At 45.4% G+C, this 16379-nt stretch carries 13 protein-coding genes and 1 tRNA gene; 4 read left to right on the top strand and 10 right to left on the bottom strand.

Going from position 1 to position 16379, the window contains the following annotated elements; genetic code table 11:
* Positions 1-43: 43 nt before the first annotated feature.
* Positions 44-727: a response regulator transcription factor gene (locus DWZ67_RS10995; protein ID WP_005835806.1), complete on the bottom strand. Its 684-nt coding sequence runs from the start codon at positions 725-727 to the stop codon at positions 44-46.
* A gap of 45 nt (positions 728-772) precedes the next feature.
* Positions 773-2308, bottom strand: coding sequence for a sensor histidine kinase (locus DWZ67_RS11000; protein ID WP_005835804.1), 1536 nt, complete (start codon positions 2306-2308; stop codon positions 773-775).
* A gap of 215 nt (positions 2309-2523) precedes the next feature.
* Here DWZ67_RS11000 and DWZ67_RS11005 point away from each other — a divergent pair, with 215 nt between their 5' ends.
* Both DWZ67_RS11005 and DWZ67_RS11010 read left to right on the top strand, forming a co-directional pair.
* A complete protein-coding gene (locus DWZ67_RS11005) occupies positions 2524-3387 on the top strand; it encodes a GLPGLI family protein (RefSeq protein WP_016273207.1) in 864 nt (287 codons plus the stop codon).
* A gap of 217 nt (positions 3388-3604) precedes the next feature.
* The gene (locus DWZ67_RS11010) at positions 3605-6142 is read left to right on the top strand and encodes a carboxypeptidase-like regulatory domain-containing protein (protein ID WP_120138885.1); all 2538 of its coding nucleotides are present in this window, start codon (positions 3605-3607) and stop codon (positions 6140-6142) included.
* On the opposite strand, the gene DWZ67_RS11015 is transcribed toward DWZ67_RS11010, so the two are convergent.
* From DWZ67_RS11015 to DWZ67_RS11045, 7 genes are all read right to left on the bottom strand, one after another.
* A complete protein-coding gene (locus DWZ67_RS11015; RefSeq protein ID WP_044468503.1) occupies positions 6133-6819 on the bottom strand; it encodes a phosphatase PAP2 family protein in 687 nt (228 codons plus the stop codon). The two genes, DWZ67_RS11010 and DWZ67_RS11015, sit on opposite strands and share 10 nt — an antisense overlap.
* A gap of 32 nt (positions 6820-6851) precedes the next feature.
* The gene (locus tag DWZ67_RS11020; protein WP_120138840.1) at positions 6852-8750 is read right to left on the bottom strand and encodes an LTA synthase family protein; all 1899 of its coding nucleotides are present in this window, start codon (positions 8748-8750) and stop codon (positions 6852-6854) included.
* A 115-nt stretch (positions 8751-8865) separates the two neighbouring features.
* Positions 8866-9522 (bottom strand): fructose-6-phosphate aldolase, encoded by a 657-nt coding sequence (fsa, locus tag DWZ67_RS11025; protein ID WP_005826385.1) that lies wholly within the window; start codon positions 9520-9522, stop codon positions 8866-8868.
* A gap of 102 nt (positions 9523-9624) precedes the next feature.
* Positions 9625-11097: an ATP-binding cassette domain-containing protein gene (locus DWZ67_RS11030; protein WP_117680553.1), complete on the bottom strand. Its 1473-nt coding sequence runs from the start codon at positions 11095-11097 to the stop codon at positions 9625-9627.
* A 10-nt stretch (positions 11098-11107) separates the two neighbouring features.
* Positions 11108-13105 carry a type I pullulanase gene (pulA, locus tag DWZ67_RS11035; RefSeq protein ID WP_120138842.1) on the bottom strand — a complete coding sequence of 666 codons (1998 nt, stop codon included), beginning with the start codon at positions 13103-13105 and terminating at the stop codon, positions 11108-11110.
* Between the two features lie 34 nt (positions 13106-13139).
* Entirely contained in the window at positions 13140-13709 is a 570-nt protein-coding gene (gene ruvC / locus DWZ67_RS11040) for a crossover junction endodeoxyribonuclease RuvC (RefSeq protein WP_005826381.1), read from the bottom strand.
* Positions 13706-14011: a DUF4286 family protein gene (locus tag DWZ67_RS11045; protein ID WP_005826379.1), complete on the bottom strand. Its 306-nt coding sequence runs from the start codon at positions 14009-14011 to the stop codon at positions 13706-13708. Before DWZ67_RS11045 ends, ruvC begins: the two co-directional genes overlap by 4 nt.
* A 103-nt stretch (positions 14012-14114) precedes the next feature.
* Between DWZ67_RS11045 and DWZ67_RS11050 the strand changes: the two genes are divergently transcribed.
* Positions 14115-14188 (top strand) — tRNA-Ala (locus DWZ67_RS11050).
* Positions 14189-14282: 94 nt separating this feature from the next.
* Positions 14283-15206: an urea transporter gene (locus DWZ67_RS11055; RefSeq protein ID WP_022401656.1), complete on the top strand. Its 924-nt coding sequence runs from the start codon at positions 14283-14285 to the stop codon at positions 15204-15206.
* Here the strand turns inward: DWZ67_RS11055 and DWZ67_RS11060 are convergent.
* Complete coding sequence (locus DWZ67_RS11060; protein ID WP_087332730.1) at positions 15134-16330, bottom strand: MFS transporter; 1197 nt, start codon at positions 16328-16330, stop codon at positions 15134-15136. The two genes, DWZ67_RS11055 and DWZ67_RS11060, sit on opposite strands and share 73 nt — an antisense overlap.
* Positions 16331-16379: the final 49 nt, after the last annotated feature.

Here is a 16379-nt window from a genome sequence, read left to right on the forward strand (position 1 = left end):
TGAAGTGTCTTGTTTGTATAACAATCCAAAGATAAAGATGTTTTCAGAGAACGGCAAGCATATACCCTTTTTTCATCAACGACTCAATCCTCACGCTCGGGTCGTTTTTTAGCGACCGCCGCAGATAGGACATCTGTACATTCAAGGCAAGGGAGTTGGCATACGAGGCAGTGCCCCACACAGCATCCAGCAACGTATCGCGACTGACAGTCTTATTCACATTCAGCGCAAGCAAGCGAAGGATATCGGCTTGACGGGAAGTAATCAGCACCTTACTATTTCCCGTACGAATCTCGTTCGTACTGTAATTGAACACGGAATGGCCGAAAGCATACATCTCATCCTCCGCCACGCCGGACAACTGCGAAGTGAAACGCTCGCGGATACGCGCTGTCAGCTCTTCCGGATAGAAAGGTTTGGCAAGATAATCGTTCGCCTTCAGTTGGAATCCTTGCAGGCGGTCGGCCTTATCGCTACGGTCGGAAAGGAAAAAGATCAGGACGTGTTTATCCATCTCGCGGATGCGTTCAGCCACTTCAAAGCCATTGTAACCGGGCATATTGATATCGAGCAATACCAAATCAGGCTTTATGAGCGGAAATTGTTCCAGAGCAATTTTCCCGTTTCCGGCATAAGTCACTTCATAGCCTTCCTTCTCAAGAAAGCGCTTCAGCAGCATTGAATATTTCAAATCATCATCGGCAAAAAGTATTTTCAAGGCTTTCATATCATTGGTTATTTTAGAGTAGGGATTATGCGGGTTAGCACGGACTTATTGAGGAATATTAATTTCAATCATTGTTCCCTTGCCTGCCTGACTATTTAAAGAAATGCTTCCATGATGCGCCTCTACCAGCAACTTTACATAGCTCAACCCCAGACCAATGCCGGGCAACGAACGGTCGGGAAGATTACTGCCCCGATAGAACTTATCGAATACACGGTTCTGTTCGGAAACCGGAATGCCGATGCCATCATCAGACACCCGTATCGTCAATTGGTGATCCTGCAAAAGGCAATCTACAACAATATGCACAGACTTGCCCGAATACTTTACGGCGTTCTCTATCAAATTACTGATAATATTAGAAACATGCACCGGGTCTGCCGTTACCAGAGTCTCCGAACTGAAATGGGTTTCAATAGCAACATCCTTATCCTCAGGAACATGGTAAAGCCGGACAAGCTTTTCCAAACTCGTCTTTATATCAAATGTACGGACGGAAAGCTGCGTGTGTTCATCATCGGCACGCGTCATATCACGTAGTTTTGAAAGATAGGCCGACAAGTTATCCAGCTCGGACATGGAATCGTGAATCACTTCATCCATCGCTTTCTCATCTGTTCGCATAGACTTGTCATTGAGAAAGGCGATACACATTTTCAGAGCCTGGACGGGACGTTTCAGTTCATGTATCATAGTGTTTACAAAGCTTTTTCGCAGTTCGTCTATCCGCCGTTGCTTCAAGATGGTTTTTATCTGAAACAGCAGACAAAGCCCCAGCAGAAATATCAGACATGTACTGCCCACTAACTGCCAACCCATACGCACAAGTACCACATGAGGTGAAACCTTCACGGAAACAAGCACAAACTGGCGTTTCAGGGGATTATAAGGATACATTACTTCTATATATGGATTGAACAATGTACCTTGCCGTTTCAGTTCCGCATTCCACTGGTAAATGGAATCTTCGGAAACCACCAGATGCGTAGTAAACGTTTGTTCGTCCAAACGTATGGCAAGCAAGGAATCAAATTGCTGCAACGCAAAAGGCACATCCAACTCCAAACGATAAAGATTAATAATAGAGTTCAAATTAGGAGCATCTTTATCGGACATATTGATTTTGAATGAATCCTTCGCAATGAGCCGCTCTTCCGGCAAAAGGGTGTCTAACGCCAATGCCCATTTCCTACGCTTTGCCTCTCTCTCTTTATCATCTGTACTGGCAGAGTCTTGCTGCTCTATTTTGAGAGTTTCTATATTCTTTTGGCCCAAGCTCTCCAAGTCCCGCCCTTTCAGAACACCCAAAATTAATTCGTCGATAGTGGTCCGCTTTTCCAAATCAATGGATTTGCTCAAGTGATAGAAGAACATATTGGTATTGCTAAGCACCTTTTTGGGTTGGGGAGTACGGATAGAGTCATACTGTTGGGTGGTCTGCAAGATGCAATCATAAATACCATTGATTTGTTCATCATTCATATACTGATACTGATTACGCAACCAGTAGACCTGTCCGCAGGTAATAAGCAGTATCGATGCGATGGAGAATATCCAAACGATCTTAATCCGTTGTTCCATAATTGTTCTTTTTTAGTCTCACTTAGAAAGACTTTCATTTAGTACCGACAAAGGTAGAAGTTAGCTTGCAAATATAGGTACGTGCGAGGCAGATATTATGCATTGAGTAATATTTCAGTAATAACTTTCAGCCTCTTCTGAAGCAAAATCCGCATAGTTTTGCAGTACAATAATCGCTGGAAGCAATATGTAAAACCTCTAAAAATGTAAAAACTATGAGTGCAAGAATTATTTTCCTCAATCTGTGTCTCGCTATATTGTTCGCATCACAAGCGAAGGCACAAATCATCGTTTCTGATGGAACGAAAATACAGAATGATACCATCGGTGAAGCACAAATCCTTGTGCAATATGAAACGCGCTGTATCAGTAATACGGAAAAGCCGGAAAATGTTACGGAAGAAACCATGATGCTGGAAGTCGGTAAAAATCTCTCTAAGTTCTACAGTTACACCAAGTATGTTTGCGACTCTGTACTGGCAGTAGACTTCGCCAATAAAGCCTCGCAGGAAACGATTAATGAACATCTGAAACAATACGGAACAAGCAAACTGAGCGAACGAACCTTCAGAGGTTATCCTGCCGGAAAAGTAACGACCCTCGATGAAGTGGCAGGCATGACGCGCCTGCGTTGCGAAGAAACGGATGAACGTCCGCAGTGGAAGATACTGGCAGAAAACGATAGTGTCCTCTCCTACCTTTGCAGCAAAGCCGAATGTCAATTAAAAGGCCGTACATGGACGGCATGGTTTACTGCAGAAATACCCATAAGCGAAGGTCCATGGAAGCTTTGCGGACTGCCCGGACTGATACTGAAAGCCGAAGACAGTGAAGGGCATTATTCATTCACTGCCACAGGTGTAGAGCAATGCCACACATATCGGCCGATACTTTTCGACGGAAAGAAGCACGAACCGATGAACCGCAAAGCATACAACAAAGTGCACGAACGTTATTATGCCGATCCGGTAGGATTTATCACCGGAAGCATGCCGAACGTCACCGTTAAGGTTAGTGATGAACACGGCAATGCAACCAAGAACCCGAAAAACGTTCCTTATAATCCACTGGAACGATAATATTTCTCCACACCCGTAAGCATTCGTGAAATCTATCGCATACTGAATGCATTTCAGTCGTATACTGAACCCTATTCAGTCGTATAGTGAATGCCATTCAGTCGTATACTTAAACATCCTCTTTTTACGCATTGATAATCAACAAATTACGAAATCACCATAATCGTATAAAAATTTCAACAAACTTCAATTGCCAAACAATCAATTATTGCAGTGTATGAATAAAAAAACTATCATTCTATTTTTCCTGTTTCTCTTTAGTTTCTTGTCGCCTACCTACGCCCAGACGTTGAGCGGCAAGATAACAGATGCAGAAACCAATCAACCGCTGGAAGCTGTAATGATTAGTGTATTACGCGGACACACAACGATAGACTATGCATTGACCGATGCCAAAGGACAATTTTCTTTGCCGTGGAAGCATAGCGGAATGCTGCAACTCAATATTTCTTTGTTAGGCTATAAGAGAGAAATGCGGAATATCAATGCGGCAGGAATCCTGAATCTCAGCCTACAACCGGAAGCCATCGTATTAAAAGAAGTACAAATACGTCCCGGACGTATCAATACCCGAAAAGATACGGTGAGATATGACTTGGCACAGTTTGCTTCATCTAAAGATGTGCACATAAAGGATGTATTGAAGAAACTTCCGGGCGTGGATGTAGATGAAAACGGACAGGTTAAGTATAAAGGGAAAGCCATCGACCACTACTTTGTGGAAGGAATGGACGTGACAGGCGGACGTTATAACCAAATCAACAACAATCTGAACGCCAAAGCCGTAAAGAGTGCGGAAATCATGGAGAACTATCAGTCAGTAAAGGCCTTGAAAGGAAAAATCAATTCCGACGAAGTGGCATTAAACCTAAAACTCGATCCGAAAGCACGCGATCAATGGATAGCAAACGGTACTCTGGGAACCGGATGGAGTGACAACAACAAAATCCTGTGGGAAGGCAGACTGAATGCCCTTCAACTGGGTAAAGGAAAACAGAGTGTCTATAATTACAAGACGAATAACAATGGCAAGGACCTCAGCAACGAGCAAACCAAACTGACCGGAAATGGCCAGCAACAAGTTCCGCTTTCCGGTTTTCTCTCCCAGCCGGGCATCAGCGCACCATTAGACAAGAATCGCTTATTATTCAATGAAACCCACACCCTGAACGGCAACCGTATGTACAAATGGAATGATGACCGCAGCTTACGCCTGCAAGCCGGATATACTCATGAGCTAATCCAACAGCAACGGGGAAATACCCAAATCTATTATCAACCGACAGATACCATACAAATAGACGAAACCTACCATTATCGTCTGAGAAGTGACATCGCTAATCTGGAACTGCGTTATGAAGATAACAGCAGCCGGAATTATATATCCAACCGCTTCACCGTAGACGGAGAAATAAATCGCGGACGTTCGGAGGAACTGGGACAAACTCTGCAAACGTCACAGCTAAGTGCCGGAAACTACTTCAATCTTATCCGAAACCGGGAAAGCGGAACCTGGGAATTTCGTTCGACGACACAGTATGCTTACCAGCCTGCATCCTTACTACTCGAAGAAGGAAAAAGTAAATTCAACCAGCACAACTTCTACACAGATAACAGTGCCGCATATCTACGAAAGTATGATGGATTTACCCAACAATATAAGGCAGGAATACAAGGAGAACGGGCTACCCTGAAATATACTCCGACAAGACAGCCCAATGATTTCAATGCTTCGCATCTGTCATTGCATATTACCCCCTACTTCCAGCTGGAACGTGGAAAATGGCTGGCTACACTTTCGCTTCCTCTGAAAGCAGATCGGTATTTCTCACAACAGCGTTCGTTCCTGTTCTTCAATCCGTCCATGTATTTGCGCTATAAACTGGATTATCATTGGACGTTCTCCCTTTATGGCAGTCTGAAACGCTCGGCAGGAGACTTCTCCGACTTGTATCCGGGACTCTACCAAACTGATTACCGCACCTGGCGAGACGGCAACGGACTTTTCCCTACCAGCCTCACGCAAACCTACAATCTCTACGGAGAGTACAAAAACACTGTACAGGAATTTTTCATCACTGCCGCACTAACCTACAGCCGCAGCAACCGGAATACTCTTTTCGAACAGAGTGTTTCCGAAAATGCCATTGTCTACACTCGTCGTGAACTACCGAACCATAACGATAGCTGGAATCTCAGCAGTACTTTGTCCAAAGGTATATACGACTGGCATTTGAAAACCTCACTCACCCTACTACTCAGTCGCAGCAGTGGCGAACAGCTTACCCGCCTGGCTGACAGCGAGGGTAACCGGCAAAGTCTTCTGCAGACCTATCGTTATGATTATCTGAAAGCAGAGCCTAAAATAATCTGGTCTCCCGCAGATGTTTTTGAAGCGGAATATCATGCCACATTAGGCTATGGCGGCAGTAAGATAGGAAGTGATACCCGTCTCACCCCATTACTGGACTTCGTACAACGGCTACATCTCACATTCAGTATCGGGCAGGTAGACCTACGGCTATCCGGCGAGCATTACCGGAATGACTTAGGAGGGGACGCACATCTCAACACCGTGTTCGCAGATGCATCCCTTATCTATAAAAGAAAAAAATGGAGATTGGAAGCAAGCCTCAACAACCTGTTCAACAAAAAAGAGTATGCTTACACAACGTATTCCACCACGCAAAGCTACACTTCACGACTAAATATACGTCCGAGGGAAGCAATGGTGACGATAAATCATCAGTTCTGAGCCTGCAATATCATCACCGTGGAATATATCAATATCCCAACTATCGTCAATCCGCCCACCAATATGGGAGCATAAATATGGGGGACTTTCTTCATGGTCTTATACCCGCTGACTTTCAGGAAAAGGCGATATACAATGTATGCGGCAATCAATCCAACCAATGTTCCCGCGATGAGATCGCCCGGATAATGCACTCCCAAGTAGACACGTGAATAGCAGGTCAGCAACGCCCATCCCATCATAAACACAGTGAGCCATCGTTTACGGAAAAGAAACCAGACAAAGAATGCCAGGCCAAAAGTATTGGCAGCATGACAGGAGGGGAATCCATAACGCCCTCCTCGATGTCCGTTTACGATATGCACCATGTCGGATATGGGATTTTCCAGATTGGCGGGACGAAGGCGTTCCACATACGGGCGTATCAATGTTGCCCCCGTCTGGTCGGCAATGGTAATTACGAGTGCCAGACCGACCATGCAGCACAAAGTCACTTTCCAATGGAAGTTGCGCAGCATCACATACCAAATGGCAGCATACATCGGCACCCAGACCCACTTACCGCTGTAGGCACTCATAAAGTAATCGAAAAAGGTGTTGTGCATCCCATTGATGAAAAGGAATATGTTTGTGTCTATATCTATCGCCCCTTGCAAGACATCCATAAGTGCTGTCATACTTTATACTCTTATACTTTAATTATCTTCCTTTATCTTTTTGCTATATCGTCATACAATTTCTGCAGATAGGCTTTGCCCAACGGCAAGTTCTTTCCCTTTGCCGTGCCCTCATCCACTACCACAGCACCTGCCTGGCAATTGAATATCACCTGGTTGTCCGCTGTCACCATACCGAAAGCATCGGGTACGGTAAAGAACGCGAAATGAGGGGAAGCGGGATTAAGCATATCTTTACTGAAAACAAACTCATCATGGGGCAGCGCCAATTGAGCCAGCAACGTGGCTGCAATATCATGTTGCGAGCCATAGACGTCAATGCGCCTCGGCTCTCGGACAGCACCGCCCACCATCAACAGAGGTATCCGGTAGCGTTCTACCGACAAATTGTCGATATGTTCGGGATAAGCTCCCAAGTGGTCTGGAACAAACACAATCACCGTATTCTTCCACTGGGGAAGCTCACGGAACTGTCTTACAAAATCGCCTGCACAACTATCCGTATAGGCAAAGGCGTTCAGCCGGTCATTCTCCAGACGACGGAAAGGTACTTCAAAAGGCTCGTGGCTGCTGGAGGTCTGCAAGACACGGAAATGAGGAGTTTTCTCTTCGGCAGTTCCTTCGGCAGCTTCGGCTTTCAAGTCTTCCAGCAGACGGTTGAATACGAGATGGTCGTGCGCCCCCCACTTACTTAAACGTTCCGTTACGGGAAAATCCTGGTCGGAAACAATGTCTTCAAAGCCTGATGACATCAGGTAGGAACGCATATTGGTAAAGTCGGCATCACCGCCATAATAATACTTGGTACCATAACCCGCCTTCCGCAAGCTGCCTGCAATGGCAGGAATGGACTGCGTTTTACGGGGATACTTCATAATACTAGTAGTGGGCTGGGCAGGATAGCCACTCAAGATAGCCACCAGCCCACGGTCCGTACGGAAACTGTTGGCGTAGAAGTTCGTAAAGAGCACCCCTTCCTTACTCAAGCTATCCAGATGGACGGCAATATTCGGCTCACCTCCCAAAGCTGTCATCAACCTGGAGGAAAAACTCTCAAGAATCACAAAGAGTACATCGGGACGCTGAGTATTGAATAAAGTATGCAGTGAATCGGCAGGTTGCAGCACAGAATCTGTCTCTTCCGTTTGACCACCGGCACCTGCGGGTTCAAGCATGTCTTTAAAAAGCCGGTCGGCCTCCGCAGCTTCCATAAAACGGTACTGCTTGCTGAAGTCCTTCTGCTTGGCAAGAGATTCCATCAGACTGAATGCAGGGTTGATAGCTGCATGGTTCAGACGCTGCTCGGCACTGAAATAGACTTTCCCCACATTCATGGTAGATACTGTAAAGCCTCCACGGATAGGAATAAACAGTAACCCCGTCATCAGCAACAATATACCTGACACCTTCAGGCGACGATAAGGCAGTTTCATCCGCAGCAACAGCTTCTTCTGCAGCAAGATGCCGTAGAAAACAGCATACAGCACGACAGCATAAACAGCCATTGCCACAATTCCCCCCAGCACCATCCAAATGCTGACACTGGCCACTGCGTCTTTAGGGGAGGAAAAGAAATAGAATAACGGAGTAGCATCCAAACGGAACCCCCAATACTCGTATAATCCTAAATCGACAGTAAAAATTATGGAGATAAGTACTGAAATGAAGAGGAAATAGCCGCACCAGATGCGATGAAGGGATTTAGAAAGTGTCCATACAGAGGTTATGAAAAGAAAACCGGGAATAGCTGTCAGATAACCAGCCAGAGATAGGTCTAAAGGTAACCCATGCCAAATGACACTGAACCAGTCCGCACACGAGGCATCCGGATACAGCGATTTGTAAAACAGCATAAATAGTGGTTTCTGCAACACAAAAATGCAGACAAACAAGCAGTATGTCTTAATAAATCCTATGAGCCTATCTTTCATCGGTGCCTTATTGTATATCTAAATATAAGGTGCAAAAATAAATCTTTTTATTCTATTTCTCACCAATATTAGTCAATAATTACATTGAAAGATAGGCTTATAGGATATTTTAAGTTTATCCGTTCACGCGTTTGTAATCTTCAAGGAACTTCTTCAGACCGGAATCGGTCAGCGGATGATTAAGTAAACCCTTAATGGCCGAAAGCGGACAAGTAGCCACATCAGCACCCACCTCTATACACTGCATGATATGTGCCGTATGACGGATAGAGGCGGCAAGTACCTGGGTGGTATATCCATAATAACGGTACATCTCTACAATCTTCGCAACCAATGCAATGCCATCCTCACAGATGTCATCGAGACGCCCCACAAACGGAGAAACATACGTTGCACCTGCCTTGGCTGCAAGCAATGCCTGACCGACAGAAAATACCAGAGTACAATTTGTACGGATACCTTTGCCCGAGAAGTATTTAACGGCCTTGATACCTTCTGCAATGCAAGGCACCTTCACTACGATATGCGGATTCAAGGCTGCCAATTCTTCACCCTCTTTAATCATGCCTTCATAGTCGGTAGCTATCACCTCGGCACTCACATCGCCTTGCACAATATTACAGATGTCCACATAGTGCTTACGCTGGTTCTCCACTCCTTTGATACCTTCTTTTGCCATAAGCGAAGGATTAGTGGTAACTCCGTCGAGTACGCCCAAGTCATAGGCCTCCCGAATCTGTTCTAAATTTGCCGTATCAATAAAAAACTTCATGATATAAATGTTTAGATGGTTGATATTACAAATATAACGATTTACACCATAAATGGTTCCTGCTAGTCCTTTATTATCTTTGCTTGACTAATTATTATCTGGTCAGCGGTTTCGCTTCAAGAATAAACGGTTAGTAATTGTTTGCGGCAATTCATTCTCATAGTGGGTTACCATAATCATCGTTTTATCCCGACGATGGCAGAATGCCTCTATAATCTTCTTGACCCGACGGCGGTTGTATGTATCGAGTCCATGAAGCGGTTCATCCAATATCAGCAGTTCCGGGTCCTTGACAAAAGCACGTGCCAATAATGCCAGACGCTGTTCCCCGCTGGAGAGTTGCAGAAAAGGACTGTCTTTCAAGGCGGCAATACCGAAAATCTCCATCCACCACTCACATACCGACATCTGTTCGGCATGAGGACGTTTATACAATCCGATGCTGTCGTGCAGACCGGAAGCGACAATCTCTATGGCAGGCAGATTCTTCAGATAAGCACGATGCATTTCCGGACTGACATAACCGATGTGTTTCTTGATTTCCCAAATACTCTCCCCCGTTCCGCGCTTCCGTCCGAAAAGACTGATATCGCAGGCGTATGACTGCGGATTATCCGCACAAACCAAACTAAGCAAGGTAGACTTGCCGGCACCGTTCTCGCCACTCAGCGCCCACTTCTCACCACGCATCACTGTCCAATCCAGCTCCTTCAGAATGGTACGGTCATCGTAACGGATGCTAACCCCGTTCAATTTCACCACTTCGTCCGAAGTGAAATTCGCATGTTCGTAGGGCAAATCGAGAATACGCCGCTGCAATTCCTCCAACGCTCCGGCCTCTTCCTGAATACGCATCTGATTGCCCGCACAGAATGCCTGCACATACTCCTCACGTTCCATCTTTTCGCCCACCTTCATGTCCTCTACCGGCACAACATGTGTAATAAATGAAGGTATGTCATCCAACATGGAAAGCACAAGGACAATCTGCAACTCGCCCAGCCGGGTAAGCCGCTCCAGCAAATTAAAAAGCAGTTCACGGGTAGGCGCATCCAGCCCTATGAAAGGATTGTCCATGATAAGAATTCGGGGAACAGTCAGTAAAGCTTTAGTCAACTGAAACCTGCGCAGCTCCCCACTGCTGAGAAGAATGATTTTCTTGTCAAGCATCGGCTCTATGCTGAAAAGTTCAAATAGCTGCCGCCTCAAGATATCGTCTTTTACCTCTCCCAGCACTTCGCGTACTAGCGGAGCATCCTCCTGGTCGTGGGCATTCCAACGCTGTTGATAGTAATAATTGGCATCGGCAGAACCGTAAGTATCACGGAAAGCAATGTATTTGATATTGTCATAGGCAGTTTTCGTGAGGGAGGGAGAGAAATCATAGGTAAGCTCACCATCACGCAAAGGATACTTTTCCGTCAGCATATCCACCAGGAGGCTCTTTCCGGCTCCGTTCGGTCCTACAATGGCAATGTGTTCTCCTGCCAGGAAATCAAGGGTGACAGGCTCTGTCAAACGAACAAGCGGGTTGCGTACTACGCCCCCCGCTATGTGTATTGTATGTTGTTGCATCATCCAATCATCATTTATACATAATCAGTGCCGATTGGGCCGGAACAACAACTTCGGGGCCGTACAGTGTGCCCAAACCTTGTTCATTGATAAAGCCATCCTTGCAGACCACTGTATATTTACCTTCGGGTACGGTAAGTTTGGCAGGCTCCTTACGGGCATTCAAGACTAGTATAATATCTCCCCATGCATCACCGTTGGCATTTTCTTTCAGACGGTAAACCACCACATTGCTGCCGTCAACCGGTAGAAATTCCAAATGCTTACGCACCAAATCCGCATCACCCATACGGAAAGCCGGATGCTTCTTACGAAGCTGTATCAACCCTTTATAATAAGCAAATACATCTGCATGCTCCGCCTTTCGTCTCCAATCAATCGCATTGATGGAATCGGGACTCTCAAAACTATTGTGTACTCCCTTCTTGTCACGCATCACTTCCTCACCGGCATAAATAAACGGTACACCTTGGGAAGTGAATACGGCTGTTTGCGCCAGTTTGTCAAGCTTTGCCAATTCTACGGGAGTAATACCCGGGATACTTGCTTTCAGCCTATCCACCAAGCACATATCATCATGGCAGGAAACATAGCTGATCATCTGTGTAGGTTGTTCCGCCCACGGAGCCTTACTATAATTCACAGAGTCATTATTTACTTGCGGATGCCTGATGGCTCCTACAATACCAAACTTTATGCTCTCCTCTCCTCCCGGCAATCCGGCAAGGAAAGCACCTTGATGATTGTCATTGAACGGACCGCGCAAAGCATCACGCATTTCGTCAGAGAAAGCAGCAACACCCGGCATCTTATAAGTATTGGCTTTCATTGCCAGAGAATCTTCCGCCATCTGTGGAGCCGATGCCGCCCATCCTTCACCATATATAAATATAGTCGGATCTACAGACGTTGCCGCCTTACGGATTTCGTTCATTGTCTCGATGTCATGGATACCCATCAAGTCAAAACGGAATCCGTCAATGTGATATTCATTAATCCAATGTAATACAGACTCTATCATGTATTTACGCATCATCGGACGGTTGCTGGCAGTTTCATTGCCACAAGCCGAACCGTCTGCATACGTTCCGTCCGGTCGCTGACGGTAAAAGTATCCCGGCACTGTACGTTCAAAATTACTGTCGGATGTATTGAAAGTATGGTTATACACCACATCCAGAACAACACGGATACCTGCTTTGTGCAGAGCCTGCACCATCTGCTTGAATTCCCGGATACGAACATCCGGTTTGTAGGGGTCGGTAGAATAAGAGCCGTCAGGCACATTGTAGTTCTGCGGATCATATCCCCAATTATACTTGTTCTCGTCCAGCCTTGTCTCATCAACGGAGGCATAGTCATAAGACGGAAGAAGATGTACATGTGTCACTCCCAATTCTTTCAGATGGTCAATGCCGGTTGCCAGCTTGTCGGGACTTACCGTTCCTTGTTCTGTCAATGCCAGGAACTTTCCTTTATGCTCAATACCCGACGACGGGTCGATGGACATATCACGATGGTGCATTTCATAAAGAATCACATCGGTAGGAGAGGCCAATGCCGGACGTTTATCATCTGCCCATCCTTCGGGGTCCGTGGATTTCATGTCGATGATGGCGGCACGCTTTCCATTCACCCCTACAGCTTTGGCATTGATACCCGGAGTGTCCCCCAACCACTTATCATTGATTTTCACATTGAATGTGTAGAATTTACCTATCAAGTCCTTTTCAACTTTAGTTTTCCAAGTTCCTTCTTCAGAGGATTCCATTGAAATAGTTTCATAGGCATGCCCTCCGTCTCCTGCTTCGAACAACATCAGGCGAACTTCATCCGCCGTAGGTGCCCACAATGTGAATTGCGTGGCAGCAGGTGTATATTCCATCTCTGTCAGACTACCCGAACGGACAGGGTAAAGTTCGTACGAAGCATACTCCGTCTTCGCGGGAGTGCAGCTTACAACCGTCGTTGCAGCCACTCCAATGATAGCAAGTTCATTCAATTTCATGATATTATTTTTAGATTCTACATTTCAATTCTTATCACTTCTTCACCTTATCCGGATTTTTGGCAATAAAGTCTTTCCAGCCATGATAGCCTTTCTCCACCGTGGGACGCCCCATCTGCAGAAAGTGACAATAGGCAGCAGCAAGCCCGTCCGTTGCATCCATAAAAGTAGGCATATCCTCTTTAGGAAAATGCAGCATACGCTGCAACATGTCCGCCACCTGTTCCTTGGATGCCTGTCCGTTTCCGGTGATGGCCATCTTTATTTTTAAAGGAGCATATTCCGTAATGGGAATATCCCTGCTCAAAGCAGCTGCCATTGCTACGCCTTGCGCACGCCCCAACTTCAACATGGACTGTACATTCTTTCCGAAGAAAGGGGCCTCAATAGCGAGCTCGTCAGGCAAATAACTCTCTATGATACTCAGTACCCGTTCATGAATATGACGTAACTTCAGATAGTGGTCTCCAAATTTGCGGAGGTCGATAATTCCCATGGCTATCATTTCCGGCTTGACACCTGCCACACGCAATACTCCATACCCCATAATGGTGGTACCAGGGTCTATACCCAATATTATTTTCTCTTTGACCGGTTGTATCACACTATTACCTCCATCAATGTAGGAAAGCCAATCACTTTATCTTTAAAGATATTCAGTAATTCCTCGTTCAGTTTCACTCCTTGCTCTTGATGCCAACGATGCAGTTTGGCAGAGTTTTCCACCTCAAACTGAACAGAATAGCAGATGCTTCCTTCTTCAATATGACTCAAGATACGGGCTATACGTGGAGCATACAATGTTCCGTTCTTTTCTACCTCGGGAAGATAGTGTTCCTGCATCCATATCAGGAAGTTTTTGTCTTCTCCTTCCTCTACATGATAAGTGGTATTATATATCAGCATAACTTATTTTTTCAAATTCTTTCGCAAACATAGCAATTATTTCAGAATAATGCATTATATTTGCACCATCAAAAACGAAAGCAAGCCTGCAAACGTTGGCAACGGGGCGTTAGCTCATCTGGCTAGAGCGCGACACTGGCAGTGTCGAGGTGATGAGTTCGAGTCTCATACGCTCCACGAAAATTAAAACGGTTAGATTAGTCTAATCGTTTTTTTTGTACGCATTAACGAGCTATAAATTTACATATAGTCCATTTTCATTCGACAACTCATGAAAGAAGCTTTTACACGCAAGTCATTACTTATTTTAGGACGTGGCATAGGGCAAGTCATGTTCCAAAACAATGCATTGTCCGGATTATTGATGTTGATTGGAATCTTTTTGAATTCATGGCAAATGGGCCTATTGGCTGTAAGTGGCAACATAATAAGTACGTTGACAGCCCGTATCTCAGGATATGACTGTGATGATATAAAAAATGGATTATATGGTTTTAACGGTACACTGGTAGGAATAGCCGTAGGGGTCTTTATGCTTCTGACTGTAAGTTCCTTGATGCTGATGGCTATTGCCTCGTGTGCATCTACCTACATTGCACGGTTTTTCAACATGCAACGCGTGTTGCCCGGATTCACTACCCCTTTTATCCTTTCTGTATGGATGCTGCTGGGATTGTGCAGTTGGCTGATGCCTGACATGCTACTCGTCTCTGATACAGAAACACCCGCTTCTTCCTCCATAAATTACTTACAATGTTTCAGTATGGGCATAGGCCAGGTGATGTTTCAAGGAAACATGATGACCGGACTATTTTTCCTTGCAGGCATTCTCGTGAATTCCCGGAATGCAGCAGTATATACCATATTGGGAGCACTTCTCCCCCTCCTCCTAGCCACATTATTGGGAGTGGATTCCGAAGCTTTGAATATGGGTCTGATGGGATATAATGGCGTATTGTGTGCCCTTGCTTTAGGAGGTAAAAGCTGGATGAGCTGTATATGGGCTGCATGTTCCGTTTTACTCTCTGTTGTATTGCAAATTGTGGGAATGAATTGGGGAATTATTACATTGACCGCACCTTTCGTTCTCTCCGTATGGCTGACAATGGGAATAAAAAATCTCTATCTCTTTTTCAAATTAGGCAGAAAGCAAGCCACCAACCCCAGTAAAGGCATAAAGGCACATACATTATAAACAGCCTCTATACCATACTTATCTGCCATACCTCCCAATACAGCCGAAGCGATACCGGCAATTCCAAAAGCGAAACCAAAAAACAACCCGGAAATCAAACCCAGCTTATTGGGTAGCAATTCCTGGGCGTACAGCAATATGGCAGGAAAAGCGGAAGAAAGCATCAGACCGACACAGAAGCTCAGCACTACTGTCCATGCAAGCCCTACGTGAGGCATCATCATACTAAATGGAGCCGTTCCAAGAATGGAAGCCCAGATGACATATTTACGTCCTACCCTGTCACCTACGGGACCTCCCACCAATGTTCCGATGGCAGTGGCTACCAGGAAGACAAACAAGAAAAGCTGTGAAGCCTGAACAGTAACACCAAATTTATGAATCAGATAGAATGTATAGTAGCTCGTCAAACTTGCCATATAGATATATTTGGAGAAGATAAGTATCAGCAGAATACTTATGGCAAACACCGTCATCTTTGAGGAAAGAGGGCGTTCTATCTTTCCTGCCACAAGCATCGGGCGTTTCTTGATGTGGTTCAAGTAGGAACGGAACCAACGACATATAGGAATCATCACCACGATGGCAATCAAGGCAAAAACCATGAACAAGGCAATGTGATGCCTCCCGTAAGGAGCTACCAGCAAAGCCACCAGTAACGGTCCAAGCGAGCCACCCAAATTCCCGCCCACCTGAAATAGAGACTGCGCCAGTCCGCGTTTTCCGCCGGAAGCCAGAAAAGTAATACGTGACGCCTCCGGATGGAGTACAGACGAACCGATACCCACAATGAATACCGAAGCCAGCAACCAATACAGATTAGTAGCAAAAGCCAGATTCATGATACCGACCAAAGTAAAGCCCATACCTATCGGCAATGACCAGGCAATGGGGCGCTTATCAAAGAACAATCCCATTAGAGGCTGAAACACGGACGCCGACATCTGATACACCAACGTAATCAGACCAATCTGGGCAAAACTCAAGGATAAATCCTCCTTGAACAAAGGGTATACTGCCGAAATAACCGATTGCAGCATATCGTTCAAACAATGCGAAATACTCAATGCTATAAGAATAGGAAAAGCAATTCTACGGATAGGAGGTCTCTGATTCTGTATCATCTTATACTGTCTATTACAAAAAACGGTGCAAAGGTACGTAAAAAATACA

The sequence above is a fragment of the Bacteroides sp. AF34-31BH genome (assembly GCF_003602795.1).
In the GTDB taxonomy this organism is placed as follows: domain Bacteria; phylum Bacteroidota; class Bacteroidia; order Bacteroidales; family Bacteroidaceae; genus Bacteroides; species Bacteroides uniformis.